This window comes from Streptomyces sp. NPDC042371, from assembly GCF_056437465.1.
Genome location: NZ_JBWKAP010000003.1, coordinates 681,962 through 704,011, shown reverse-complemented (window position 1 = coordinate 704,011; position 22,050 = coordinate 681,962). Strand labels below are relative to the sequence as shown.

Genomic DNA, 22,050 nt, shown 5'->3' with positions numbered 1-22,050 from the left:
ACCTCGCCTGTTCTTGAAGTGGAGAAAAACGCGGGAGAACAATATGCCGGGAACTCGATACCGATTAAGCACGTGGCATAACCACGCGGTCAACAGTCCGTGATCGAAACGACCTCGAAAAGCGAATGCGTGACCGAGGCAAATGTTCTCAAAACCGGCAAGGCCCCAGGTCACACCACCCGTTGGCGTGAATTCAGGAAGCCTTCCAGCTGATGGCTGGTCGTGGAATGCGAGTCCCCATCACCCGATTGAGCGTGATGTACGGCGGGCCCTTCTCGGGCAATGGAGCCCGTGCTAGCTTAATTTTTCGGGACGTGTGCAGATTCCTGTTTGCATTCGCCGAGCGCGGTTTCGGCCACATTAGTCGAGGACAGAAATTGCCTTCCAACGCGTACAACCTGGAACGGGCCAAGCGCCAGCCACTGACCAAGAAGAACATGCGGGAACTCGACATTCATCGGACCTGGGAGAGCATCCTGGGCCACCCCAGCCTGGTCTACGTCGACGACTACGGTGTGCGGCACAAGCCCGTCGGGTTCTCCATGAACAAGTTGAAGTTCGGCGACTTCGCCGGCCGCTTGGCGTTCGATCTGGGATGGCTCGCCTACATGAACCTCGGGGAGCCGCTGATCGAGGAGCGGCGCAACATCACCCAGCCCCCACCCGACACGTTCTCCTCACGCACCTACGTCAACCGCAGCAAGGAGTCCCAGATGGGCTTCACCGACTCGGTCGATTTCACCGTGTCGAACGGGGTCACGTGGTCACTCACGGGGGACACCAAGCTCACCTTCGGCGGCAGCGTCAGCGCGCAGCTGGGGCTGCAGCTTCAGCTGCAGCTCGGGCTGAACCTCCAAACGCAGCTCCAAGCACAGCTCAAGAACGAGATCACCGGCAAGAACACGAACACGATGACCAGCAAGAACAGCAAGGACAGCGTGGGGATGGACAACGCGAACGCCGTCGACATGGGCACGACCAACGGGGTGACGAACACCGCGTCGGGCTCGGTGACGGGCTCGACGTCGTTCACGACGACGGGCAGCGCCTCCGGCACCGCGGGGCTCAACGCCTCGTTGGCGCAGGGCGTCGCGGCTTCGGTCGGCGGTTCCCTGACCACCGGCTGGGCCTCGAAATCACAGATCTCCGGCACGGTCCCCGCAGGCTCCCGCGTGGAGACGCTCGTGACACAGCGCCGCACCCACAAGCAGTACACGTACGAGATCCCGGTGACCTTCTCCGGGTTGCTCGCGGTCGAGTACAAGGTGCCGGTGCCGGTTCTGTCTCCCCCGCAGCGCGATGACTCCCCGGGGCTCAGCCGAGTGGTCGCCCGCGACATCAGCGACATCGGCCTGGCAGGCGGCGGCTTCCGCATGAAGGGGCTGGCCGAGGTCGTCTCAGCCCTGGAGGTCCATCACACGATGTTCGACAGCGAGAGCCTGACGGGCAGCCAGCGGGCGCTGTACAAGAAGCCCTGACCGGGCAGCACGGCCACGACGACGACAGAGGTGACGACCATGGTGTTCCAGAACATCTTCAACTCCGCGAGCAACGGTGCGCGGCTCTTCTCGGTGACCACCGACCGCGAAAGGCCGCAGCCGGGAGCGGGCGTCGACTTCGAGGACGCCGACGAGTTCACCTATGACGACACGAGCACGAGCCTGTTCACCAGCGCGATCCACGGGGCTTCCTCCCGGGCGAAAGTCGTGCGGGAGCAGGCGCCCGAAGCGCGGGTCGTGCTGGGTTTCCTCGGCGCCTTCATCCAGACCAGCCGACAAGGTGCCGACGCCCAGGCCGCGTACGCCCAGGACCCCAGCTCGGTCTCTGCGGCGGCGGCCGCCGGCATGCGGCAGTCGAGTCAGACGGTGAAGGGTGACAACGACCTCAAGAATCCGGTGAAACCGGAAGACATGCCGACGAAGGACAAGTGCACGAATCCCAAGCCGCCCACCCCCAAGGCCGAGGAGCCCAAGGCCCCCGAGGCGAAGGCCAAGAAGCCGGACAGTTCGGAGTAGCGTCCGGGCAACGAGGGGTCAGGAGCGGGTTCCCGCTCCTGACCCCTCGTTTGTGTGTCACACGGGCAGCAGCTGCCACTGCCGCTCGCGGTGGTCACCCTCCGACCCGTACTGCTTGATCGCCGCGGGGCCGTTGGTGCCGACGCGCAGGAGCAGACCGCTGTGGCGGTTCGCGATCTCGTACACCTGCGGGGTGTCGGCCACCACGGACTCCACCGGGATCAGCCTCCACTGCTGGTGGAGTGCGTCCTCGCCCTCGTAGGCGCGCTGCGCGACCGCCGCCCCGTCCGCTGTTCCCGCCCCGACGACCTCCAGGACCTTGCCACTGCGCGCGTTCTCGATCGTGTACAGGACGTCGCCGTCTTCCTGTCCCGCCACGACCAGCCGCCACCGCTGGTGAGCCCTGGTGGAGGCGAGAGCCTGTGTGATCTCGGCCCCGTCCCTGGTGGACTCCCGCAGCACCCCCATCCGCAGCCTGCTGCGAACGTTGGCCCAGGAGGCGACCGTGCCCGAATCGGGCAGCCCGGCCATCTTCGCCGACGGGATCTTCCGGATCCGGCTGTTGCCGTAGTCGGCGATGTAGAGGGTGTCGACGCAGTCCACAGCCATCCCGTACGGGCCGCTCAACTGGGCCGAGATGGCTGGGCCGCCGTCACCGTCGGAGCCCTTGGTGCCCGTGCCTGCGACCGTGCTGATCTTCCCGTCAGCCGTGACCTTCCGGACCCGGTGGTTGGCATGGTCGGAGATATAGAGGGTGCCGGTGCTGTCCACCACCACCGCCAAGGCGTTGCTCAGCTGCGCCTCTGTGGCTGGGCCTCCGTCACCATCGGAGCCCTTGGTGCCCGTGCCTGCGACCGTGCTGATCTTCCCGTCGGCCGTGACCTTCCGGACCCGGCAGTTGCCGGCATCGGCGATGAAGAGGTCGTCCGCGCCGTCCACCGCCACCCACCACGGAAAACTCAGCTGAGCCTCCGTGGCTGAGCCGCCGTCACCGTCGGGGCCCTTGGTGCCCGTGCCGGCGACCGTGGTGATCTTCCCGTCAGCGGTGACCTTCCGAATCCGGTGGTTACCCCGGTCGGCGACATAGACGGCGTCGGTGCTGTCCACCGCCACCCCATACGGCCCGTTCAGCTGGACTTTCGTTGCTTGGCCGTCGTCGGCGCCAGGGCCCTTGGTGCCCGTGCCGGCGACCGTGGTGATCTTCCCGTCAGCGGTGATCTTCCGGATCCGGTGGTTCTCGGAATCGGCGATGTAGACGGCGCCCGCGCTGTCCACCGCGATCCCGCGCGGCGTGTTCAACAGGGCCTCGGTGGCCGAGCCGCCGTCGCCGCCGAAGTTCGCGGTGCCCGTGCCGGCGATGGTGGTGATCTTCCCGTCAGTAGTGACCTTCCGGATCCGGTGGCCGTTGCGGTCGGCGATGTAGAGGGCGCCGGTGCTGTCCACCGCGACCCCCGCCGGGTTCTTCAGCTGGGCTGCAACGGCCGGGCCGCCGTCACCGTCGAAGCCCGACTTCCCGGTCCCCGCGAATGTTCTGATCGGAGGGGCGTAGTCCTCGTCACCTGTGGCTGCCGCCTGGGTATTGCTCATCGCCATCCCTTCACCGTTGACCGACCGCCCACCACAGACGGTCAGCGCTTGATTCCACATAGTCAGAAGGGCGTCAGGGGCGGCAAGTCCACGACCGAGTGGTTTGCGGAGCACGGGGGCACGGCATCGCACCGGACCGGCAGTCGACCCGCCGACACCCAGAGGTGACGAAATGGCGCGGCATGCGAGGTAATGGGGCATATGTCCAAGACACTTATGCGGTGCCTGACACTGACATGCCGCGCCTCTGGATGAGACACGAGTCCCGGCGGACCGAGCGACGTGCCGCTCTGGCCCCCGAGGACGCCCGCGCATTGATCGGGAGGGGGGTGCACCTGACGGTCGAGGAGTCGCCGCAACGCGTCTTTCCCGTCCATGAGTACGCCGATGCCGGTTGTGCGATCGCACCGCAGGGCAGCTGGGCGAGCCGTTGCCCCGCGACGGACTACGTCCTGGGCCTCAAGGAACTGCCTGACAGACCCTCGGAGTTGACCCACCGGCACATCTTCTTCGGGCACGCCTACAAGGGGCAGATGGCGGCACCACGGCTGCTGCGGCGCTTCGAGTCGGGCGGCGGCACGCTGCTCGACCTGGAACACCTCGTCGACGCTGAGGGCCGCCGGTCGGTGGCCTTCGGCTACTGGGCGGGCTACGCGGGCGCCGCGCTGGCCGTTCTCCAGCACCGGCACGAGCTGACGGCGCCGCTCGCCTCGTCGTCCCAGGAAGAACTGCGCGAGCAGCTGACCCCTGACCGGCGCTTAGGCAGCGTCACCGCCCTGGTGATCGGAGCGGACGGGCGGTCAGGGCACGGGGCCTGCGACGCGCTCAGTGCCGCCGGTATCGAGCCGACCCGCTGGGGCCCCGAGGACACCAAGAACCTGGACCGTGACGCGCTGCTCGCGCACGACATCCTCGTGAACGCCATCGCCAGCCGTCAGCCCGTACCGCCGTTCCTGACCAAGGCCGACCTCGACCACGAGCAGCGGCGGCTGTCCGTGATCGCCGACGTGACGTGCGACGTGGGCTCCGACCTCAACGCCCTGCCCGTCTACGACCACGCCACCGACTGGGCCACCCCCGTACGGCGGCTTCGCGAGGATCCTCGGCCGCTCGACATCATCGCCGTCGACAACTTCCCCTCCCTCCTCCCGGCCGAGGCCAGCCGCGCCTTCTCCGCCGGCCTGTGGCCCCTTCTGCTGTCGTTGCGGGAGGGCTCAGAAATCTGGGACCGCTGCCTTGAGACGTTCCGTCGTGCTGTCGCCTCACTCGGCGAGCGGGGCTGAACGGCCCAGGGCCCGTACCGGATCGACGCCGGGGAACTCGGCGCGCCACAGCGCGTAGAAGGCCGCCTCCTCCTCGGCGTCACCCGTGGCGGTCCGTGCGGGCCCCGCCCCTGTCAGCCCCGCTGTCAGGACGCCCTTGGCCCCGGATCCGTGGCCGAACTGGAGCTTGCCGCGGCGCAGGATCTCCTCCGGCAGCCAGCCCGCGAAGGCGTCCCGCAGCAGCTTCTTCTCCTCGATGCCCGGGCCCGTCTTCTTGTGCTCGGGCGGGATCGAGAGCGCCAGGTCGATGACGTCCCGGTCGAGGAACGGCACCCTGGCCTCAAGGCCGTACGCCATCGTCGTACGGTCGCAGCGCTGCAGGTTCTCCCACTGCAGCCCTTCCACGATCGACACCAGCCTGGCCTGGAGGGCGTCCGGGGCCAGGAACGGCTCACGGTGGCAGTCCGGATAGCCGGCGAACAGCTCGTCCGCGCCTTCCCCGGTGAGTACGGCCCGTACGTGCCGGGAGGCGTACGCGGCCAGGAGCAGGTTCGGCACCGCGCTGCGCACCAAGTGCACGTCGAAGTGCTCGATCGTCCGCACCGTTCTCGGCAGGGCGGCCACGGCATCCTCGGGGGTCATCACCACCTCGTGGTGTTCGGTGCCGAGGTACTCCGCGACCACGCGCGCGGCCAGCAGGTCGGGGCTGTCGGGCGTACCGACCGCGAACGTCGGGAGCGGGCGGCGGTGCCCGTGGCGCTTCGCGTACTCCGCGGCCACGGCCGTGACGATCGCCGAGTCGAGGCCGCCGGAGAGGAAGACGCCGATGCCGACGTCGCTCATCATCCGGTCCTCGACCGCGGTGACGATCGTCTCGCGCACCGCCTTGAGCAACGTCTCGTCCCACTGGCCCGGAGCGGTGGACTCCGGAGGGCGCCGAGCGGGGCGCACCCTGGGAGGGACGGCGTCGGCGAAGCGGACCAGGCCGCCCTGCCGGGACCAGCAGCAGCCCGGCGGGAAGCTCTCCACCAGCGGACGGTCGGCCGGGTCGAAGGCGCGCAGCTCGCTGGCGAACAGGACACAGCCGTCCTTGCGGGCCCAGTACAGCGGTTTCACTCCCAGAGCGTCGCGGGCAACGAGGAGCGAGCCGGTCTCGTCGACGTAGGCGAGCGTGAACATGCCGCGGAGCCGGGTCAGTCCGGCGGGACCGTCCACGAGCAGCACGTGCAGGGCCGCCTCGCTGTCGGAGTCCGTCGTGAAGCGTTCCGTGCCCAGTTCCTCCCGGAGGTGGAGGTGGTTGTAGATCTCGCCGTTGGCCACGAGGCGGGAACGGCCGTCCGGCCCCACGAGCGGCTGGTGGCCGCCGGGCGGATCCATGATGGCAAGCCGCTGATGGCCCAGCCAGACGTCTCCGCAGTGCATCTCTCCCATGTCGTCCGGGCCGCGGTGCGCGATCCGGGCCAGCATCTCCCGGCAGAGCGGGACGTCGACCTCGCCGACCGCCGCAACGATTCCGCACATGGTGGGACATCCTCCTCGAAGCTCACGGCACTCGAAGCTCACGGCAATGGGGCGAAGACTCGTACCGAGACTCTTTTCCCCTGCCACGGCGGCAGTCCGTGGTGCCGGTCTTCTCACCCCGGCCACCGGCGCAAGTTCGTCTCCGAGTCCAGCCGATGCCCCGCGCCCCTGGTCGCGGGGACACTCAAGGGTCCGCCCGTTACAGCCGATGGGCTGGCACCGGGCGGATCCATGCCCATCAGGCGAAGATGACCGAGCGCACCTTCAGCCGCTCCGAGCCGCCGCCCGTGTGGGGGCGCAGGGAGAAGAAGTCGTCTCCCTCGCAGTCGGCGTTCAGGAAGACCACCGCCGTCGCGTCCGTCCGATTCTTCGGGGAATACCCGGGGAGCTGATCGTTGGACCCGACGCCGTAGAGGTTGATGCACTCGCCACTTGGCGGGTTGTTGAGGAAGCCGACCGCCTCGAAGCCCTCATCGGTCAGGTAGGTGTACCGGAACTGCCCGTCGGCAGCGCTGGCAGATGTGGGGGCCGTCAGAACAAGCGCGAGAGCTCCGAGAGCGACGGCTGCGGAACGAAGACGCATAAAGCAGGCTCCTGAGAAGAACGGGCATATGGGACGCCTGAGTCTGTCCGTTGACGGTCTGCATCACACGGGGTCACTTTGAGTAAACGATTCTCCGTGCCCCGTTCGGCCCGCAGGCAGGCGTCCTGCCGCTTCGCAGGGGGCGCCAGCCGACTACCTGCCCCCCACTCATCGGCACTCCAGTGCAACCGCTGTGGTCTGACCGTTCCAGCCGAGCGAGGCTCGCTCGCGCTCTACTGCTCTGCCGATTGCCAGGTCACCATGAACAACTTGGCGCAGGCGAAGCGACGCAAGGTCGAGCGCGCGGAAGCGAAGCAAAACCGACAGTGCGCGGTCTGCGGCCAACCGATCGAGATGCGGGAGCACGGTCTCCGCAAGTACTGCGGTCACGGCTGCTGGTATCGCGCCAACTACATCCCCAGACCGAAAGCCGATGCCTGTGCCTGGTGCGGTGACACGATGTCCCACCGCCGGGCTGACGCCAAGTTCTGTTAGGGGCGCACGGCCAACCGGTTCGTCGCGCTCGCCCCGCCCCCGTTGCTCTTGTCGCCACGCTCACCGCGTGGAAGGAGCTCGTCACGTGTCGTTCTCACGCAGGAAGGTCTCAAGTCGTTCGGCGAAGCCCGGTGCTGCGGCGACGAAGTGACCGGCGCCTGGATGCACGCTGCGCTCGCCACCGAGCGCATCCGCGAGGGCGTCACAGATCCGTTCGAGCGCGGCCGAGTGGTCTCCGGACGTGACGAGCACAGGGATGTCAGCATCACGGATCGCGTCGAGCTGTGGGTGCGCCTCGCTGGTCGGCCGGCCACCGTGCGCCCGTCGAACGCCGGCGACCACGCCCTCGGGAAGCGGGCCGTCGCCGATGGGCGCACCCGTGAGTCGGAGGAACTCGCGCAGTTGGGTCGGAGCTGTGTCCATACCGTGGGCGAGGACCGTATCGCCGAGGCGCTCGAGCCGTGCCACCTCGGGATCGTCAGGGACCAGGTAGTTGAGCGGCGGCTCGATCAGAGTGAGTGAGCGCACGCTGCCCGGCGCGGCAGCGGCTGCGATCAATGTCCCGAGGACTCCGTAGGAATGGGCGACGACATGCGGGCGGCCGATGAGCAGCGGCGCCAGGTCCAGGGCGTCCATCGCGAAGTCCTGACGCTCCTGCGGTGGTGGGCTCGGCGGATAGCCGCGGCGGTAGACGTATGCCAGCGTCCACCGGTCGGCCAGTGGAGCGACGGGGCCCCACGTCGTCCGCGGGCCTGCACCGCCGTGCACAAGCAGAACCTCCGGCCCAGAGCCATCACGTACCACCACGATCTCGCTCACAAGGCGAGCGTAGCGGCGCACGGTGGGCCACGGTCCCGCATTCGACGAGCGGGCGGCCCGACCCCATTGATTGCTCAACCGAGTGGCGAACGAAGGGCAGGACTGGCGACTTCAAGAATCGCCGTCAACCGAAGAACGCTGCCCAACACTCAACGCCCGTACACAGTCCAGGTGTTGACCACCATGGATTGTCAGTGGCCGTCGCTACTGTCGAATGTTGTGCCGAGGAACACCCGGCCCCGCCTCAGGGGTGCCGCATCCGCCCCCGCCTTCACCAGCGAGGTTCTGTGACCTACGTACGCCCTCATACCCGCCGCGACGGAACGCCCGTCAAAGGCCACTACCGTCGTCAACGCCCCCGCACCACCACAACGCGGACGACACCCCGACGCACCGCCCCGCACCTCACTCCCGTGCCGCGGCCCCGCCCCATCCACAACGGACCCACGACCTACGTCTCCACCTACTACCGGGCAGACGGCACCCGCGTGCGCGGGCACCTGCGCGCTGTCAGGCCCCGTACCGTCGCCGTGGCGGCAGGCAGCGGAGGCGGGGTCATCCTGCTGATCCTCCTTCTGCTGGCACTGGCCAGCGGCCCGGGCGACAGCAGCAAGACACCGACGCGCACAACGCCATCGCAGTCCACATCGGCACCGGCCCACCACAGGTAACCCTCGATGCGCACCCCTAAGCCCTCATCATCAGCCGACACGATCCCGGCGGCGCTGATCCGGCCAGGGCAGACAGCTTGGGAGTGAGCAGTTCCAGAGCCTCCTCCCAGCGGAAACGGTCAGCCCCGCCGCCGGCCTTTGGCTTGTGGGGTTCGTATGAGCCGATCAGGACGTCCATGTCGCGCAGCCGCTCCAGGCTCTGGCGGTACGGGGGACGGGCGGCCTGGGCCGAGTTCAGGTACGGGAAGGACTGCCGTGGGGATGCCGAAGCCGTACGCCTCGCACAGGATGCCCAGCGCCAGGGTGTCGGAGATCCCTGCTGCCCACTTGTTGATCGTGTTGAACGTGGCCGGGGCCACCGCGATGGCATAGGCGGGCGGCAGCGAGCGTGGGTCTCCGGGTGAGCGCCATGCCGAGCGGATCGGCCTGCGATGATGACGGTGTGCCAGAGCCAGGGACCACTGCCGTCGTCATTGTCTTGCCCGATGCCGCTCCGCTCCTCGACGCGGCGTGGCGTATCGACCCGGCGCTCGTACGTCGTGGGGTGCCGCCGCACGTCTCGCTCCTCTACCCGTTCGTGCCGGTGTCGGCGCTGACAGACCAGGACGAGGAGGGCGTGCGTTCCCTGGCTGCGAGATTCCCGGCGGCTGATCTGCTCTTGGAGGAGGTCGTGACGGCGCCCGGCTTCGTCGCCGTCGCCGTTCCGGGACTTCAGGCGATCGTCGATGCGTTCCACGCCCGGTGGCCCGGGTTGCGCCCGTACGACGGCCGCTTCGGGGCGCAGCCCGCCGCCCATGTCACGGTCGCCATGGGTGCGGACGACCCGACAGCTGCCGCCCGCGTCCGTGCTGCGATCGGCAGTCTGCTGCCGCTGCGCACCCGTGCGGCGGCGGTCCAGCTGGTGGTGCTGACGGAGGAAGGCTGGCAGCCGGGATTCACCGTGCCGCTCGGTGTGCCGGACGGGCCGTAAGCACGGGCCGTAAGCACAGCCCGCCCGTCCCTCGGCCCCCGGCGTCGGCCGTCATTGGCTGAGGGGCGATCCACCCTCCCTGATCCCCGATCCCTGATCAGCGGCGGCCCGCGGTCAGGATGACGAGGAACTGGCCACCGCCCGCCTCGATCCCCGCGGTCACCGGCACCCCCGGCAGCAGCCGGGAGAACCGGTCCACCAGCCAGTCCGCCGCCTCCTGGGCGTCCTTCCTGGTCGGACAGCGGCCCACCATCTCGCGGCCCCCCTTGCGCGCCAGCCTGTCGGCGACGGTGATCAGCGGCGCGGGTTCGACCACGTACAGGCGCTCCGGCCAGGCGATGACCACCTTGACCGCACCCTTGCGGCTGTTGCACCCGCGGTGCGCGAGCCGCTCGGCGACCTTGGCCTTCCGGTCGGCGGTCCGGCTGTCGACACTGGGCCCCCGCGGGTCGTTCACCGACTCGTCGGGGTCGACCGGTTCGTCACACACCCAGCAGCGCCAGCCGTCGCGCTCGGCCACATCATCGAGAAGACTCATCCAGGCAACCTAGCCTGCGCGGCGCGTCGTCCGTGACGTGGACGGTGGTGATCCCCAGCACGACGGGCAATACGACGCGCTCCAAGGCGAGCCGGATCGTGGTGCGCCTCGTCAGTCGCTTCTCACTTGTGCCCGGCGGATGCGAGAGAGGTCGCCACCTCTCGTACCAGCCGCTTGGTCCGTGCTTCGTTGTTACCCGCGCTGACCCCGATGACGTAGCGGCCTGACACCACGGTCGCGTGGGCGACCGGGCTCTGTTCGAGGCCTGTTCGGTACGTGTAGAGGTGGACACCGGGCCGGGGAGTCGTGATCCCGGCGGTCACACATCTGGTCTCCAGAGGGGGGTCGCAGCCCCAGGGCAGGGCATTCGACACGTAGGTTCTGGCGGCCTTCGTGTCGGGCGCCACCCAGCGCACGGTGACGGTGAAGATGTCGCTGTCGGAGCCGGCGGCGGATTCCGTGGCGAAACGGCAGACGCTCGGGTGTGGAAGTCTGGTGCCGAGGATGGTGCGGCTCTTCTTCACCGGCAGCTGGATGTAGTCCTTGCCGAGCCGCGCCAGAAGACCGGGGTCGACCAGGCGGCAGGCGTCGGGCCAGTCCGACCGCTCGACTCCCCCCAGCGCAGCCGGTTTTGTGGCGTCCATGTCGCGGTGAGCGGGCCGCAGAGCCGTGTAGCGCGTACCGCCGCGCTCGTCGCTGCGGACGATGAGCAGGTCTCCGCTCACTCCCGCGATCGCCCCGGCCACCGGCCAGGGAACAGTCGCGGTGTGCTTGCCCTCGAGGTCCGTCAGGCGGCTTGCTCCCGGTCCTTGGAGGCGGGCGTCTCCGACCGACCAGCGAACGTCGCCCCAGTACGCTCCGGCGGTGAACACCTGGCCGACGACGGCCTCACTGGTCACGTAACTGATGGCTTCCGAGCGCTTTTGGCGCCGCTCCCACCGGGTCCGCCCGGTGTCTGCCCGCACCGCGCGCAGGACATTGCCCGCCGTGACGTACAGCGTCCCGTCCGTCTCTCCGTCCAGCGCAAGGTAGTCCCCCGGGTCAGCCTGCTGCCGCAGGAGCTGCGCGCCCGACTCCGTGAAGATCCAGACTCTGTCGTCGATGGTCACGCCGATCGCGTGGCGGTCCACGACGAGCCTGGCGATCTGCCGGTTGCGGGCCAGCTTCTTCTTCCATACGAGGTGACCGTTCTCCGCATTCAGCACCTGGAGTTCCGCGATCTGGCCCGGGCAGTGGCGCAGCAGGACGACGCGGTTCGCCGTCGCGTCCACCAGGGGCGCGGAGGGCACCTCGCCGGGGCGGGTGTTGTCGCACGCGGTGTACGCCGGCATCCGCTCCCGCCAGCGGGCTGCGCCGGTACGCGGAGCCAGGCCCGCCAGCCAGTCGTCGGCCGCCTGGAGGACGGGGCCCGAGTCCGGCAGCACAGCTGTGTTCCGCAGCCAGGTGTAGTCCCGGTCCTGCCCCGTGATCGGGCTCGCCGTGCGCCGCCACAGCCTCCGCCCGGTCTCGGGGTCGAACATGCTCAGGGAACCCTTTCTGGCCCCCCACTCCTCGGCCAGCTGCCCGCCGCCCGAGAAGCCGACGGGCGTGAAGTCGGCCGCAGAGCCGTGCAGTTGGGAGAGTCTGCGGCCGTCGCGCGTGTCCACGAGGGTCACCTTCTTGCCCTGCGGGACGGCCAGCAGCCGGTCGTTCAGCGGAGCCGCCAGGTCCGCGACGTCCAGCGCCCTTCCCTCGCTGCGGAACGTCCACGCCACCTCCAGCGCGTTGGGGCGTTCGAGCGGCTTCGGTGACGTACCGCCGTCACCGACCAGTAGCGCCAGAAGGCTGAGGGCGAGCAGGATTCCGCCCCCGGTGTACCAGGCGTAGCGGGCGCGCGCCCTCGTCGGTCTCCTCATTGGTCAACACCCCTTTCGCTGAGCCGCGGGCAGCCACGTGCACGGCTGCGGCTGCTCGACCCGGCGGTAGCCGCCGTCGGCGGACCCCCAGTAGACGACCCCGTACCGCTTGGAGTAGCCGGTCACCGCGTACCGCCCGCCACTTGGGGCACGTACCGGGAGCGTGTGCTCCGTCCCGTCCTGTACGTAACGGATCAGGAGCCCGAAGGCGCGCGAGCCTTCCTCGGCCCGGAAGGTCGCCGACAGGTTGACCTGCTCGCCCGGTCGCAGCGTGATGACCTTGTCCTTGAAGTACCGCTGTGCGGAGTTCTCGCCGGTACGGAAGACGGGTTCCGGATCGTCCATGTCCGCGTACAGCTGGATCTTGGGCTCGCCACCGGCGCCCGGTTCACACAACAGCGTTCCGGAGAGCGGCAGTCCGGGTTCGGGCGACTTCGGTCTGACGTCGATCGACGTGATGGTCAGCGAACGCGCGCCGCCTTCGAAGGTGATACCGATGGTCAGTTCACCGGCTCGCGCTCCTTTGTTGCGCCGGATCACCGCGTTCGCGTCGCCGCCGGAGACGAGTTCCGCCCGGTCCCGCGGCGTGGACACCTTGTCCGGCAGGGCTGTGCAGCCCTCCTCATTCTCCTGTCTGGCGGTCACGGCGAACGGAGCTGCGTCACTGTCGCCCGACGCCGCGCTCGGCTCGGATTCACCGCCCAAACCGACCAGTTGGAGGGCGAGTGCGGTGAGCACGGCACCGACAACGGGAAGACCGACCCCGATCCAGAGGCCTCTCCCGTGCCGCTTCCACCACGGCTCCGCGGACTCCGGCCGAGCCGTCCTCGCAGTGCGCGCCGTCCGCGTACGCAGGGTGGTCCGGTTTCTCATCTCTCCCCCTGAGTGATGAACCCATTCTGCCCACCGGACCCATGGGGCACACCGCGCGCCGGACCTGCCGAGATCCCACACCTAGGGCAGACCTTCGCCCTGGCCGCCGGACACCCGGCCCCCGGCGACACGCCGACCGACACCGCCGATCTGAACGCCTTCCGCCAGGTTGTGGAACGTGCGCCGCGGTAGTCGTCCGGGTGCCGGGAGCGTGCGGCCGGTCAGTCCTCCGCGTCGCGGACCAGGAGTGCGATCTGCACCCGGTTCTCGACCGCCAGCTTGGCGAACAGGTTGCCTGTGTGTGCCTTGACGGTCGCGATGCCGATGTGGAGCCGCTCGGCGATCTCGGGGTTGCCGAGTCCGTCCGCGATGGCCCGGGCGGTGTCGAGTTCCCGTCCGGTCAGCGCGGACAGCTGTTTCCGCGCGGCCAGGCGGGACGAGCGGCGGGTCTCGGAGGACTGCGGCCCGGTGGCCGCGGCGATCACTCGTGCCGTGGCCGCCGGGGACAGCACGGGGTTCCCGTCCGCGACCGTCCGCACCGCGTCGAGGATCCGGGCCGGAGGCGTGTCCTTCAGGACGAACCCGAGGGCTCCGGCGCGCAGCGCGCCGAGGACCAGGTCGTCGGAGTCGAACGTGGTCAGCATGAGTACCCGGGGCGGCGTCGGCCGGGCGAGGAGTTCCCTGGTCGCGTCGAGACCGTCACGGCCGGGCATCCGGATGTCCATCAGCACGACGTCCGGCCGCCGCTCTTCCACCACTGAGAGCGCGGCGTCCCCGTCGGCCGCCTCCGCGACGACGGTCAGGTCCGGTTCGCCGTCGATGACGAGACGTAGCGCCAGCCGCACCAGTTGTTCGTCGTCGACGATGACGACACGCACCGGCTCCCGCTCGCTCTCCACTCAGCTTCTCTTCTCGTGATCGTGGTCGTGGTTCGGCCAGGGTAGTTGCGCGGTGAGGACGTATCCGCCGTCGGGTGTGGGGTGGTGGTTGAGTTTCCCGTCGGCGAGGGTGATGCGTTCGGCCAGGCCGAGCAGGCCGAACCCTGAGGCCGGGGGTTGGGTACTCGTCGCCTTGGCGGTCGTCGTCTTGGTGGTCGTCGTCTCGGTGGCAGCGGAGTTGTGGACCCTTGCGTGCAGTTCGTTGCCGGGTGTTCCTTCGACGGTGATGTGTACGCGGGTGCCTGGGGCGTGTTTGGCGGCGTTGGTCAGTCCCTCCTGGATGACCCGGTAGCAGGTTCGTCCCACGACATCGGATGGCTTTCCCGTCACCGTGGTGGTGAGCATGACGTCAAGGCCGGAAGCGCGGGCGTCGGCCACCAGCTCCGGGATGCGGTCCAGGGAGGGCTGCGGCGGTTCCGGGTGGTCCGGGGTCGCGCGGAGCACGCCGAGGACGTCTCGTAGTTCTTCCAGCGCCTGGTGGGAGCCGTCGGCGATGCCACGGATCAACGTGCGGTTCTCCTCGGCGGTGAGGTTCCCGCGGTGGTCAAGCACTCCGGCCTGCATGGCGACCAGGGAGATCCGGTGCGCGAGCACGTCGTGCATCTCTCTGGCGATACGGTTCCGTTCCTGGGCCCGTGCTTGTGCCGCACGTGCGGCTTGTTCCCGTTCCGTGCTCTCTGCCCGCTCCCGCAAGGACTGCAGCTCGACGCGGCGCGCGCCGATGGCCACGCCGATGGCCACCGCGATGCCCGCGCTCAGCGCCGTCAGTGCGAGTTGGAGCCAGATCGTGCCGGGCGGGATCTCGATCGGGTAGAGCACGAGGGTGAGTTGTGCCGCGGCCACGTAGCCGAGCGCGACAACTCCGATCTGTGCCGGACGGCGACGAGTGGAGAGGGAGCACAGAGCCAGCAGCGCGGCACCGATAGCGAGTACCGAAGCACCCGCGGCAACGGCGAGCGCCATGGCGACGGCGAACGGGAACCTGCGGCGCCACAGGAGCACCGTCAGACAGCCGAGTGCCACCAGCGGATCACCGGTGACGAACCAGGAACACGTGTCGGCCGCGCACCCCCGCGGCAGCGCCGTAGCGGTGGAGATCCAGAAGGCGATGCCCAGGGCCGCAGCCGCCACCAGCCGCCATGCCTGCTGCCACACCCCGAGCCGCGGTGCTACGTCCGTGTCCATCCGATCATTGTCGCGAAGCCGTGCGGCCGGTGCAGCAGCCCCAGGGACAGTCCCGGCCCCACCCAGAGTCGGATCACCACTTCGACTTTGGTCGAAGGTCACTCGACCCGTTGGGCCGATGTGCCGGTGATCCCGGATGAACAGACTCGTATCCACCACCCGGACCGTTCCGGCGCGCGACCTCGCGCGTCACCCCAGTCGCCCCAGGAGGACACCAGATGCGCAAGACCTTGTCCCTCGCTCTCGCCGCCACCGCAGTCGCCGCGGCCGCGATGTCGGGAGCCTCGGCCGCGGCAACTCCGGACGCAGTGACGGCCACGCCGGACTCCCTGAAGTGGGGCCCGTGTCCGAAGAAGGCAGGTCCGCAGAAGGGAGGGGCGCCGAGCGCCGACACGCACCGTCTCGAGTGCGCGACCCTCGACGTCCCGCTGGACTACCGCGCCCCCGAAGGCCGCCAGATCGAGATCGCCGTCTCCCGGCTGGCGAGCAAGGACCCTTCGAAGCGCCGCGGTGTGCTGCTGACCAACCCGGGCGGCCCCGGCGGCTCCGGGCTCGACTACCCGGCCGTTCTCGCAGGCGCCGGGCTGCCGAAGGACGTCCTCGACTCCTACGACGTGATCGGCTTCGACCCGCGCGGTGTCGGCCGCAGCACGCCGGTCACCTGCGACCTGACACCGCAGCAGCAGGCGCGCGGCAACTTCCCGCCGTACGCGCACACCGCGGCCGACGTCGCCAAGGAGGCGCCGCGCGCGCGGGCCATCGCCAAACGGTGCGCCACGTCCCGGACGGCGTGGATGCTGCCGCACACCACCACCGCGAACACCGCGCGCGACATGGACCGGATCCGGGCGGCGCTCGGCGAGCCGAAGGCCTCCTACCTCGGTGCCTCCTACGGCAGCTACCTCGGCGCGGTGTACACGACGCTGTTCCCCGGGCGCAGCGACCGGATCGTGCTCGACAGCAACATGGGCCCCGGCGGCTACGACCGGGCGAACTTCCGTCTGCTCGGCCGCGGCATGGCGGACCGGTTCCCGGACTTCGCGGCGCACGTGGCCGCGCACCCCGAGTACGGTCTGGGCACCACGCCGAAGCAGGTGACCGCCAAGTTCTTCGAACTCGCGAAGCGGCTGGATGCCGAACCGGTCGGCGGCATCGACGGGACGCTGTTCCGCGGGGTGACGTTCGATCGTCTCTACGTCGACGGACTCTTGCCCCAACTGGCCAAGGATTGGCAGGCGTTGGACAAGGGCAGGCCGCTGCCGCCTCCGCCGCCGCTCCAGGAGAACCTCTTGGCCAGTCATTTCTACGTGACCTGCGGTGACTCGCGTTGGTCCGGCAAGGTCCGTGACTACCAGCGCAGCGCCGCGACCGACCGGCTGAAGTACCCGATGCTGGGCGGGAGCACCGGAAGCATCAAGCCCTGCGCGTACTGGCCGGACAGCCGGGTCGAGCCGCCGGTGCGGATCGGTGACCGCGGCCCGTCGAACGTACTGATGGTGCAGAACGAACGCGACCCCGGAACCCCCCTGGTCGGCGCCGTGAAGCTGCGGCGGGCCTTCGGTGACCGGGCCACGATGGTGACCGCCGACCAGGGCGGGCACGGTGTCTACCCGTTCGGTCGCAACATGTGCGCGAACAACTCGGTGACGGCCTTCCTGGCCGACGGACAGCGCCCGGCCAGGGACCTTGCCTGCGCGGCGGAGCCGAAGAAGTGACGGGAGATGTCACTCCTTCAGGCTGTAGAAGTGGATGGGTGTGTTCGGCTTGAATCCGATACGCGGGTAAACCGGGGCCCCGGCGACCGTCGCGTGCAAGGTGGCGCGGGTCAGGCCGGTGGCCCGGGCGCCCTCGTGCAGTGCCTTGCGTGTGACCGCCTCGCCGTATCCCTTGCGCTGCCAGTCCGGGTCGGTGGCGACGAAGGCGACGAAGAGGCGGCCAGCCGCTTCGACCGTCGTGGCGCACGCCACCGGGACGTCGCCGCGCATGGCCAGGTAGGCGTACATCTCGCTCTTCCAGCGCGCGGATCCGACCAGGCCGTCGCGGCTCTCCTCCACGGGGAACCCGTAGGCGCGTGACTGGAGGTCCGCGTAGGCCTGCAGGTGCTCGTCGGTGCGTACGCGTACGAACGTCAGGTCGGGGTGGGCCGGGTCGGGGACGGGCAGCAGGTCTCCGGCCATGCCCGTGCCGGGGAAGGCGTACTCCAGACCGGCCCGCTCGGCCGCCGGGGCCAGCGCGGTGCGGGCCTCGTCGTCGAGGAGGTCCTCGAAGAGCCACAGGAAGCCCGGGTGCTTCTTCGCGCGCATGATGTCCGCCGCCTGAGTCAGGCGCTTCGCGACGAGATCGGCTCCCGCTCCCGGTTCGGTCAGAGTGATGCAGTTGTAGAACGAGAAGCTGCAGTCGGCCCAGCGGACGGCGATGCCGGGGAGGTCGCGCACGTCCGCGTCCGCATCGCGGTCGAGCACCATGGCGCGCCAGGCCACGGTGAGTTGCTGTGCCGATTCGATGGACTCCGTGGGGCCGGTCACCGTACTCCCGTGGGGCGTTGAGGTCGTGGAGGGGGCGACACGCGGTGTCGCCGACATCAGATGATGCCCTCGTACTGCTTGTCCTCGGTGGAGGAACTGGAGCGGGGCACATGGTACGAGTCGCGTCCGAAGCGGCGCCACAGGGCGGCGATGAGGAAGGCCACCACTACGGCCACGGGGGTGTAGTTGAAGGTGGTGGCGGTGACCGGGCTGCTCTGCGGCAGCAGGAACAGCACCGTCACCGCGGCCGCCCACACCACCGCGGTCCAGCCGATCGGACGGCTCCAGCGGCCCAGGTTCCAGGGCCCCGGGGTGAACCGGTCGCGGTGGATGAGTCGCAGCAGCACCGGGATGGCGTAGGCCGAGGTGAATCCCACGACGGAGATGGCGGTCACCGCCGCGAACGCCGTTGAGGAGTACAGCGACGGCAGCGCGAGCACGAAGGCCACGGCGACCGCGAGCCAGACCGCGTTGGCGGGGATGGCGGTGCGGCGGCTGAGCTTCTTCCAGCGCGTCGATCCGGGCAGGGCGCCGTCGCGGGCGAAGGCGTAGATCATCCGGCTGGCGCTGGCGGTCACGGTGTAGCCGCACAGGAACTGGGCCACGATGATCACGAGCAGCAGAGCCTTGGCCGCCGCCATGCCCAGTGCGTCCAGGAGGATCTGCGCCACGGGTACGCCGGTCGGTCCTGCCAGGGTCGCGGTGTAGTCCTGGATGGCGAACAGCAGCGTGGTCAGCAGGATGCCGCCGGCGATCCAGGACACCGCCACCGAACGGAAGACCCCGCGAGCCGCGGCGACGGAGGCGTGGTTGGTCTCCTCGCTCAGGTGGGCCGAGGTGTCGTACCCCGCCAGGGCGAAGACCGGCAGCAGCATGCCGAGGAGGATCACGTACGCCGGGGCGCCCCAGCCGGTGTTGTTGGTGAACTCGGAGAACACGAAACCGGCCGACTGGTGGTGGGAGGGCACGAGCGCCAGGGAGCCGATGATGACGACGGCTCCTGCCAGGTGCCACCACGCGCTGATGGACGTCAGGATGTTCATCAGCCGGGTGCCGAAGAGGTTCAGGACCGCGTGCAGCGCGAGGATGACCGCGTAGATGGCCAGCAGGGAGCCCGAGCTCGCCGTGTAGTCGAACTGCAGGTTCAGCCACGCTGCGGTGAACGTCGCGATGCCGAAGTCCTGCGCGGCTATTCCGCCGAGCAGGCCCAGGAGGTTGAGCCAGCCTGTGTACCAGCTCCAGCGCTCGCCTCCGAGCTGGCGGGCCATGTAGTACAGGCCGCCGCTCGTGGGGTAGCGGGAGGTGATCTCCGCCAGGGCCGCGGCTAGGCACAGCACCAGGGGCCCGACGGCGAGCCACCCCCATGTGATCACCGCGGGGCCTCCCGAGTTCAGGCCGTAGCCGAACAGGAGCAAGGTCCCCGACATGATCGAGATGACCGACAGGGAGGCCGAGAAGTTGCCGAAGGCCCCCATCCGGCGGTGCAGTTGCTGGGTGTAGCCCAGCGACTGGAGGAGGCGCGCGTCCTCACCGTCGTCGTCGACCGGGTTCGGCTGCTGGCGCGGTGCTCTTACCGAGGTCATTGGTTCTCCGCACAGGAAAGCTGAAATGGGGGGATGCAGGTGAGGTGGCTGCCGGGCCACCGGCGGGCCGTGGTGGCGCCCGCCCGTGGGACCGGGTCGGCGGTCACGGGTGTCTTCCCGTGTTCCGCGGGTGGGATCTCCGACAGGCGACGCGGTCCTCCTCGAATGCCCTCCGCCACTGACCCTCGGGGTGCCGGGAGTCGAACTGCCACGGGGCAGGAGTGGCGAAGTCGCCGATGGCATCGAACACTTCGGACGCCCACTGGGCGAAGCCGCCCCTCGCCAGGGCGTAGGCGAGGTAGTTCAGATCCAGCTGGGAGCTGGTGGCCGGATCGCACTTCTGGAACCAGCCCTCGAATGCCTGCGTGATGGCACGGGTGGTGTCCTCCCTCGTCCACAGGAGGTTCAGCATGACCTCGGCGCCGCTGTCCTGTCGCTCCCGGTGCTCCTGCACACGGGCATAGAGGGGCAGCAGGAGCAGGGGCGAGTCGGGCGGCGAGAAAGAGACCGTCCAGCGGGCGAAGTCCGTCGCGACCGCCTGGTGGCCCGCCGGGCCCGGGCGGGCCTGGAGCGCCTGGGACATGCGGTGCCAGGCCTCGCGGTTGAACGGATCCCGTCGGTGCACTTCCCCGAGCAGGCCCCACGGCCCGCCGGGCAGCAGATACTCATGGGGCGGCGGAGCCACGTGGTGCTCCGGGTAGCGTCCTGTCGTGTCCGCTTCGGCCAGGGCGAGGCGGCAGATCCAGGGCACCGAGTCGTCGGGGTTCCCCTCGCCCGCCTTGTGGCACGCGTCGCGGGCCCGGGCCACCAGTTTCTCCAGGTCACCTGCCCGCCGGTAGTCACGCGCCCAGTTCTTCCGGTGGGCCTGCAGCACGCGTTCGGTGGCGACCCTGGCGTACATCACCCGGGCAGCGAGGCTCTCCGGTTCCTCTTTCAGCCACAGCTCGACAACGTTGGCCTGAGCCGCGACGACCCCGAGGACCTGGGTGCGGGACGTCCACTGCGGCCAGGTGCCCGTCCGGGCAAGGACCTGCCGCATCTGCATCCAGTAGCCCGCCTGGATGTCCTGCACCGCCGCATAGAGGTCTGCGTCTCGGCCGACCGGGTTCGCCCGGCCCGCCGGGTTCGAACTCTCCATCAGCGTCCCTCTCGGCCCGGCCGCGCGGGGCGTGCTCTGCGGCGGGTCGCCTGCCGTCCGCTGCCGTGAGCACTGCGGCTCGCCGGGTGATGTGAGCACGACACCGAATGGTGTGCACGGGCGGCCATAGGCGGAAGGACCCTCGGGGCAGTTGGGACGGGGTGGCACGGTCGTGCGGTGGACAGGACAGCGGGGTGGGCCGACGAACGGTACGGAGGCGACCGCTGGCGCAAAACGGGGACGCCAGCTTTCGCTCTTGGCCGATAGCGAGTGCCTCAGAGGTACTTAAGTGCCTGGAGAGGCGCATGACCAGAGAATCCCAAGATTGTTGGGTAACTCAGCTGCAGTTTTCAGCCACGCGGCAAGCGGGCGTCGCCATCCGTGACCGGACCCGCCGACCGCGGCACTCGGAGGGTCCACCACCGAGGAGCGAAGGCGGACGGAAGAGGACGGAAGCGGGCGGACCGCTGGCGTGCGGGCGGATGACTGCACACGATCCGGGCCAGCTGTGCGGTCCTACGACGGAACACTCGGCCGCTCGGCGCGGGCGCGCCCGGTTCTTCGTGGACGCCGATGCCGCCCGTCGCGCCGGGCCACCGCCATCCACCGCAGGCGGGCCATCAACTTGCTTGTAGAACAGGCATGTTGAGGCGGGTTGATGGCGCACCTGTGCCCTCAGGGGCAGTGTGTGCGGGCGTACGCGGGTGTCCCGGTGGCGTTCTTCAAGGCTCTGGATCATTCGGCTAGTTCGATTCGGTGGTCACTGACTGTGATCAGATGCCTTCATGGGCGAAATGGGCGACCGTTCCCGGGTGGTGCTCCTCCGGAGCACGACGTACCGAGCGGGCCAGTCCGTCACGCCCGTCCGTCGTCCGAAGTCGGCGATCCGGTGGTCGAGCACCGTGAACCACGGCGACACCGCGTCGAGGAAGGCCTCCTCCGTGGTCCAGGACGGTCCGCGCGACTGGTCAAGGGCGTCCTCCTCGTTGAGCGCGGCCGCCCCGACATGTACCCACAGCCCGCCCGTCCGGCACAACCGGGACATCGACTCCGCGAACCTCCGACGCTCATGGTGCGTGGGGCAGGTGTGCAGCACACCGCGGTCGAGGACCACCGGGAACGGGTCCAGGGGTACGTGGCCGGTGACGTCCAGGACCTCGTACCGCACCGCCGAACCGGCCGGAGCGCGGCGCCGGGCCTCTTTGATCGCCTGGGCCGAGAAGTCGCAGCCCGTCACGGTGTACGAGCGGTCGGCGAGCCAGCGGGCGGTGGTGCCGAGGCCGCAGCCGACGTCCAGCACGTGGGCCGGGGGCGGGGCGTGCTCGGCCAGGAGTTCGCCGAGTGCCGGATGCGGTTCCTCGTCCCATCCGGCGTTCGTGGAGTCGTAAGTGTGGTCCCATTCGGCCGCGTTGAGGGAGCGCAGCGGCAGGGCAGCTTCTTCGTCAGGCATGT

Annotated in this window: 18 protein-coding genes and 1 pseudogene; 5 read left to right on the top strand and 14 right to left on the bottom strand. The window is 69.3% G+C overall.

What is annotated here, in order from left to right; all coding sequences use genetic code 11:
- Positions 1-377: 377 nt before the first annotated feature.
- Both AC068B_RS12475 and AC068B_RS12470 read left to right on the top strand, forming a co-directional pair.
- On the top strand, positions 378-1,478 hold the full coding sequence (locus AC068B_RS12475) for a hypothetical protein (RefSeq protein ID WP_478671080.1): 1,101 nt from the start codon (positions 378-380) through the stop codon (positions 1,476-1,478).
- 39 nt (positions 1,479-1,517) lie between these two features.
- Positions 1,518-2,015 carry a hypothetical protein gene (locus AC068B_RS12470; RefSeq protein ID WP_478671079.1) on the top strand — a complete coding sequence of 166 codons (498 nt, stop codon included), beginning with the start codon at positions 1,518-1,520 and terminating at the stop codon, positions 2,013-2,015.
- A gap of 57 nt (positions 2,016-2,072) precedes the next feature.
- Here the strand turns inward: AC068B_RS12470 and AC068B_RS12465 are convergent, their stop codons facing one another.
- Positions 2,073-3,602 (bottom strand): NHL domain-containing protein, encoded by a 1,530-nt coding sequence (locus AC068B_RS12465; protein WP_478671078.1) that lies wholly within the window; start codon positions 3,600-3,602, stop codon positions 2,073-2,075.
- A 236-nt stretch (positions 3,603-3,838) separates the two neighbouring features.
- Here AC068B_RS12465 and AC068B_RS12460 point away from each other — a divergent pair, with 236 nt between their 5' ends.
- Positions 3,839-4,885, top strand: a complete 1,047-nt coding sequence (locus AC068B_RS12460) for a saccharopine dehydrogenase (RefSeq protein ID WP_478671290.1) — start codon at positions 3,839-3,841, stop codon at positions 4,883-4,885.
- Here the strand turns inward: AC068B_RS12460 and asnB are convergent.
- The 4 genes and pseudogenes from asnB to AC068B_RS12440 all read right to left on the bottom strand — a co-directional run.
- Positions 4,865-6,385 carry an asparagine synthase (glutamine-hydrolyzing) gene (gene asnB / locus AC068B_RS12455; RefSeq protein WP_478671076.1) on the bottom strand — a complete coding sequence of 507 codons (1,521 nt, stop codon included), beginning with the start codon at positions 6,383-6,385 and terminating at the stop codon, positions 4,865-4,867. The two genes, AC068B_RS12460 and asnB, sit on opposite strands and share 21 nt — an antisense overlap.
- Before the next feature lie 238 nt (positions 6,386-6,623).
- Positions 6,624-6,968: a hypothetical protein gene (locus AC068B_RS12450; RefSeq protein WP_478671075.1), complete on the bottom strand. Its 345-nt coding sequence runs from the start codon at positions 6,966-6,968 to the stop codon at positions 6,624-6,626.
- Positions 6,969-7,544: 576 nt separating this feature from the next.
- Complete coding sequence (locus AC068B_RS12445) at positions 7,545-8,282, bottom strand: alpha/beta fold hydrolase (protein ID WP_478671073.1); 738 nt, start codon at positions 8,280-8,282, stop codon at positions 7,545-7,547.
- Positions 8,283-8,969: 687 nt separating this feature from the next.
- Positions 8,970-9,378, bottom strand: a pseudogene (locus AC068B_RS12440) (flavoprotein); the annotation flags it as partial.
- Between the two features lie 53 nt (positions 9,379-9,431).
- On the opposite strand from AC068B_RS12440, the gene AC068B_RS12435 reads away from it, so the two are divergent.
- Complete coding sequence (locus tag AC068B_RS12435; protein ID WP_478671072.1) at positions 9,432-9,923, top strand: 2'-5' RNA ligase family protein; 492 nt, start codon at positions 9,432-9,434, stop codon at positions 9,921-9,923.
- Between the two features lie 97 nt (positions 9,924-10,020).
- Here the strand turns inward: AC068B_RS12435 and AC068B_RS12430 are convergent, their stop codons facing one another.
- The 5 genes from AC068B_RS12430 to AC068B_RS12410 all read right to left on the bottom strand — a co-directional run bounded on the left by AC068B_RS12430 (position 10,021) and on the right by AC068B_RS12410 (position 15,352).
- Positions 10,021-10,461, bottom strand: coding sequence for a hypothetical protein (locus tag AC068B_RS12430; RefSeq protein WP_478671070.1), 441 nt, complete (start codon positions 10,459-10,461; stop codon positions 10,021-10,023).
- 122 nt (positions 10,462-10,583) lie between these two features.
- Positions 10,584-12,356 carry an outer membrane protein assembly factor BamB family protein gene (locus tag AC068B_RS12425; protein ID WP_478671068.1) on the bottom strand — a complete coding sequence of 591 codons (1,773 nt, stop codon included), beginning with the start codon at positions 12,354-12,356 and terminating at the stop codon, positions 10,584-10,586.
- Between the two features lie 3 nt (positions 12,357-12,359).
- The gene (locus AC068B_RS12420) at positions 12,360-13,001 is read right to left on the bottom strand and encodes a hypothetical protein (RefSeq protein ID WP_478671067.1); all 642 of its coding nucleotides are present in this window, start codon (positions 12,999-13,001) and stop codon (positions 12,360-12,362) included.
- Between the two features lie 449 nt (positions 13,002-13,450).
- Complete coding sequence (locus AC068B_RS12415) at positions 13,451-14,128, bottom strand: response regulator transcription factor (RefSeq protein ID WP_478671065.1); 678 nt, start codon at positions 14,126-14,128, stop codon at positions 13,451-13,453.
- A complete protein-coding gene (locus tag AC068B_RS12410) occupies positions 14,129-15,352 on the bottom strand; it encodes a sensor histidine kinase (RefSeq protein ID WP_478671064.1) in 1,224 nt (407 codons plus the stop codon).
- Positions 15,353-15,570: 218 nt separating this feature from the next.
- Here AC068B_RS12410 and AC068B_RS12405 point away from each other — a divergent pair, with 218 nt between their 5' ends.
- Complete coding sequence (locus AC068B_RS12405; RefSeq protein ID WP_478671063.1) at positions 15,571-17,067, top strand: alpha/beta hydrolase; 1,497 nt, start codon at positions 15,571-15,573, stop codon at positions 17,065-17,067.
- Positions 17,068-17,076: 9 nt separating this feature from the next.
- Here AC068B_RS12405 and AC068B_RS12400 read toward each other — a convergent pair whose 3' ends face one another.
- From AC068B_RS12400 to AC068B_RS12385, 4 genes are all read right to left on the bottom strand, one after another.
- On the bottom strand, positions 17,077-17,877 hold the full coding sequence (locus tag AC068B_RS12400; protein ID WP_478671061.1) for a GNAT family N-acetyltransferase: 801 nt from the start codon (positions 17,875-17,877) through the stop codon (positions 17,077-17,079).
- A 56-nt stretch (positions 17,878-17,933) separates the two neighbouring features.
- Positions 17,934-19,460 (bottom strand): amino acid permease, encoded by a 1,527-nt coding sequence (locus AC068B_RS12395; protein ID WP_478671059.1) that lies wholly within the window; start codon positions 19,458-19,460, stop codon positions 17,934-17,936.
- 103 nt (positions 19,461-19,563) lie between these two features.
- Positions 19,564-20,697 (bottom strand): hypothetical protein, encoded by a 1,134-nt coding sequence (locus AC068B_RS12390; protein WP_478671057.1) that lies wholly within the window; start codon positions 20,695-20,697, stop codon positions 19,564-19,566.
- A 661-nt stretch (positions 20,698-21,358) separates the two neighbouring features.
- On the bottom strand, positions 21,359-22,048 hold the full coding sequence (locus AC068B_RS12385; RefSeq protein WP_478671056.1) for a class I SAM-dependent methyltransferase: 690 nt from the start codon (positions 22,046-22,048) through the stop codon (positions 21,359-21,361).
- Positions 22,049-22,050 lie beyond the last annotated feature (2 nt).